The organism is Rhodoferax sp., assembly GCF_014859475.1.
Lineage (GTDB): Bacteria > Pseudomonadota > Gammaproteobacteria > Burkholderiales > Burkholderiaceae_C > Rhodoferax.
On sequence record NZ_JACUUE010000216.1, the window covers coordinates 1 to 3927 of the forward strand.

General features: G+C 59.6%; 2 protein-coding genes. One reads left to right on the forward strand and one right to left on the reverse strand.

All coding sequences use genetic code 11. The features are described 5' to 3' along the window. On the reverse strand, nt 1–2181 hold a 2181-nt coding region (locus tag IBX54_RS13230; protein WP_296543124.1), incomplete at its 3' end, for a VanZ family protein. Between the two features lie 221 nt (nt 2182–2402). Between IBX54_RS13230 and IBX54_RS13235 the strand changes: the two genes are divergently transcribed. Then, on the forward strand, nt 2403–3581 hold the full coding sequence (locus tag IBX54_RS13235) for an ATP-binding protein (protein WP_296543125.1): 1179 nt from the start codon (nt 2403–2405) through the stop codon (nt 3579–3581). Nucleotides 3582–3927: the final 346 nt, after the last annotated feature.

A 3927-nucleotide genomic window follows, 5' to 3' on the forward strand; every position in this document is an offset into this window, starting at 1 on the left:
CGAAAACGTCACCAACAGGGCGTAGCTGGCCGCCAGCATGAGCAAGACGCCAGCCACCCGGCTTTGCCAGCGCCGGGCCGCAAAGGTCAGCACCATCAGGAACGGCATGGCGGCAGCCAGGTAGCCGTCAACATAGGCGCCGCCGGTATGGCCGGCCGAAAACGGGCCGGTCACGCGGTAACCGTCGGCAAAGTTCCAGAGTTCGCTGAAGGCCAGGCGCTCCCACACAATCACCGCCACCGTCAGCCCAAGCCCTGCCACCATGCCCCATGCAAAGGGGCGGCGCGCATCGATGCCGGCCGCGCCAAAGCGCCTGAACAAGCCAATGAACAATGCCGCCCACACCGCGCCTTTGACAATGCGCAGGGCGTTGTAGGGGCTGAAGTAGCTGTTGAATGAGTTGGTATCTGGCAAGCCTGCGGCCTGCAAGCCCAGAATGGCGCTGATGACAAAGCTCAGTGCGACCAGGCCACCCACCAGTGCTAGGGCAAGATCGGGCTTGAGCAGTTTGAGGGATGGCGCGGGAGCACGGTTGTAGGCCACCGCCAGGCAAATCAGCAAAAGGGCGTCGAATTCGTCCAGAAAAAAGCGCCCGCTCCAGGGCGCGAGGTCAAACACCGGCAAGGCTGCAGGAATGATGACAAAGGCCCAGATGGGGCGATACCAGACGGCCACCGCAGAGGCAGCCAGCACCAGGCCCACCAACCAGGGAAAGGCTGGGAAGTTGAACACCCAGATGGCGGTTGCCAGCAGGCATAAGAACAGCCAGATGGGTATAGGGTGCAGGGAGTCAGGGGGCATGGATTGCCACGGCGCTGGCGCTCCTCGCAATGACGCGGTGGAACCCGTCATTGCGAGCGAAGCGCGGCAATCCATGACCCTTGGCATCGTGACCCGGCGCAGCAGCGTGACCGTGAACCAGCTGGCCGCGCTGGCCAGCAGCAAGTTGGTCAAATCAGGGTGCGAGGGCGGCAAAAAGAGTTTGCCCAATTCAATACAAGTTGCCAACGCCAGGGACACAACCAGCGCAAACCCGGGCGTACGCCGATGCGCCCACGCCAAGACCCCAATCGGCACATAAGACAAACTCACCGCAGCAAGGCTGAACAGCGCTTTTGCCTCGGTGGTGTAGTAGTGGTAGTAAAAAGGGATGACGCTGAGCTGCTCAAGCTGCCCCTGCGCCACGCGCAGACCCTGCCAATGGGTGGTGAGCCAGCCATTGATCTCCAACATGGCCAGCACATAGGCGGCAACCAAGGGCAGCGTGTAGCGGCGCAGGCCTGTGCTGATGTTGTCTGCCGTCCACCGCGCGCTGTACCTGGCAAGCGCCAACCCGGCGCCAAGGCCCAAGGCTCTGGTCAGCACCGACATGCCTTGCGAAATGCCCGAGGCAATGAAGAACTGCGCGGTTTCAATCAAGATGCCCAGCGCCGCACCCAGCAGCACCGCTTTGGCATAACCCGGCACACGGTGCGCACTGAGACGTGCCAGCAAAAAGCCAAAGGGCAGCGTCAAGGCCGCCTCAGCCAGCATTTGCAGGCCCAGCAGCATGGGCCTGGGGCTGTTGCCGGCCAGCCACCAGCCCCAACTGTCAGAGTCAAATTTTGCCTGCACCTCGATCCCCGACAGCAGCAAGTCATACGGGAAAAGCGCAAAAGCAATGTAGGCAACGGCGTAGCCCTCCAGGGCAAGTTTTTTAAGCCGCTCCGTATCGCCAAAAAATGACGCAAACAGCGACCGCAGCCAACCCGTAAACCGTGCCGCCAGCGCCACGCCGATCAGGCTGCCGATGCCTTCGGCAATAAGGTCGTTGAGTGAAACCGTGCGTGGCGGGAAAAACAACTGCGTAAATTCAACCGCAACCGCCAGTGCCATTGAAAAAGCAGCGGCCACCATAAACAACAAAACGCGCGGTAGCCTTGAATACGACTGCAGCAGCACCGCCGCAGTCAAAAACCCGACCGGCACATAAAGCACGCCATTGGCAACCCAGTCGGCCCGCGAGGCAACGCCAAGGGTCAGAAACGGGATATTCCTGAACGCCTGAACCGCGTCAGCCAGCGAACGATCCACATACTCCAACGGCACCAGACTGCCGTAAACCACAAACAGCACGTAAAGCACAAACAGCCACGCCACCGCCGAGTAGCCGGTGCGGCTGTGCGGGGGAGGAAGTGTCATGGCTGGGGGTGGGTTAGCATGCTGGCATTATTAACCGGGCCTCATGGATTGTTTCACTGCGTTCGCAATGACGCAGCCTTTGGTCAAAGCCCGTTTGCGGTGTCTCGGGGATGTCAATTATTCGTTTATACTGGAATTTAATTCCAACATAAACGCCACAAATGTACCCACGCACACTTTCAAAAACTATTCACGCGATCAGTGACAGCTTTCCTGTCTTGATGGTAACTGGCCCCCGGCAAGTGGGTAAAACGACCCTGCTCGAAATTTGCGCCAAAGGGGGCACGCAGGCGCCGCGGGCTTACGTGACGCTGGACGACATGGATGCGCGCGCATTGGCGCGGCGCGACCCTGCGCTTTTCTTGCAAACCTGGCAGCCGCCGCTGGTCATTGACGAGATCCAGTACGCGCCTGAGTTGTTCAGTGCCATCAAGATCATGGTGGATCGGGATAAGCGCAATGGTCTGTTCTGGCTCACTGGGTCGCAAAAGTTCGAGCTGATGCATGGCATTACCGAGAGCCTGGCGGGGCGGGTGGCGATTGTTGATTTGCTCGGGTTGTCACAAGCGGAGCTGGATGGGCGCGCTGTCTTGTCGCAGCCTTTTGTGCCCACTGCGCAATGGGTCTCCGCTGCCCGCGCCGCCAGTGCCAATGCGCCCAAGCCGCTGATGGCGGTTTTTCGGCAAATCTGGCTGGGTTCGTTCCCCCGGCTTGTTGCGCAAGGGGCCAAAACGCGGGACTTGTTTTACCGCTCCTACATCCAGACCTACATTCAGCGCGACGTGCAGGATGTGCTGAAAGTTTCCGATCAGCTGGCGTTTAACCGCTTTCTGGCGGCAGTGGCGGCCAGAACCGGGCAGTTGCTCAACTACGCCAACCTGGCACGGGATGTGGATGTTGACAACAAGACCGCCAAGGCCTGGTTGTCGGTACTGGAGACTTCTGGCCTGGTCTTTTTGCTGCAGCCGTATCACACCAATCTGACCAAACGGATGGTCAAAACGCCCAAGCTTTATTTTCTCGATACGGGTTTGGCGGCTTATTTGACCAAGTGGCCTGATGCCGCCTCTCTGGAAGCAGGTAGCATGTCGGGCGCGATGCTGGAGACCTGGGTGGTCAGTGAGATCGTGAAGAGCTATTGGCACAACGGCCTGGAGGCCAACCTCTACTTTTACCGCGACACCGACCAGCAGGAGGTGGACTTGTTGATCGAGTCTGGCGACACCTTGTATCCGGTAGAAATAAAAAAGACGGCGTCGCCCTCACAAAACGCCAGGCGCCAGTTTGCCGTGCTCGACAAACTTGGCAAGACCATTGGACCGGGAGCAGTGCTGTGCCTGGTAGAGCGCGATACTCCCTTGTCGCAAAGTGTCACAGCGGTGCCGGTGGCTTACCTCTAAACAGGACAGGCTTCCTGCCTGCTTACATCGCAAAATTGCGCGCATAGGGGTGGATTGCCACGCCGCTTCGCGCCTTTCCATGAACAACCCCGTCATTGCGAACCCCGGCCCCGTCATTGCGAACCCCGGCCCCGTCATTGCGAACGAAGTGAAGCAATCCATGCACCCGGAAGTCATGGATCGCCGCGCTACGCTCGCGATGACGAAGTCTCGGTTCAAGGTCCGTGTGCGGCATCGGGCCTGATTCGGGGGGCTTTCCATGAACAGCCCCGTCATTGCGAACGAAGTGAAGCAATCCATGACCCCGGACTGCATGGACTGCCGCGCTACGCTCGCAGTGACGGCT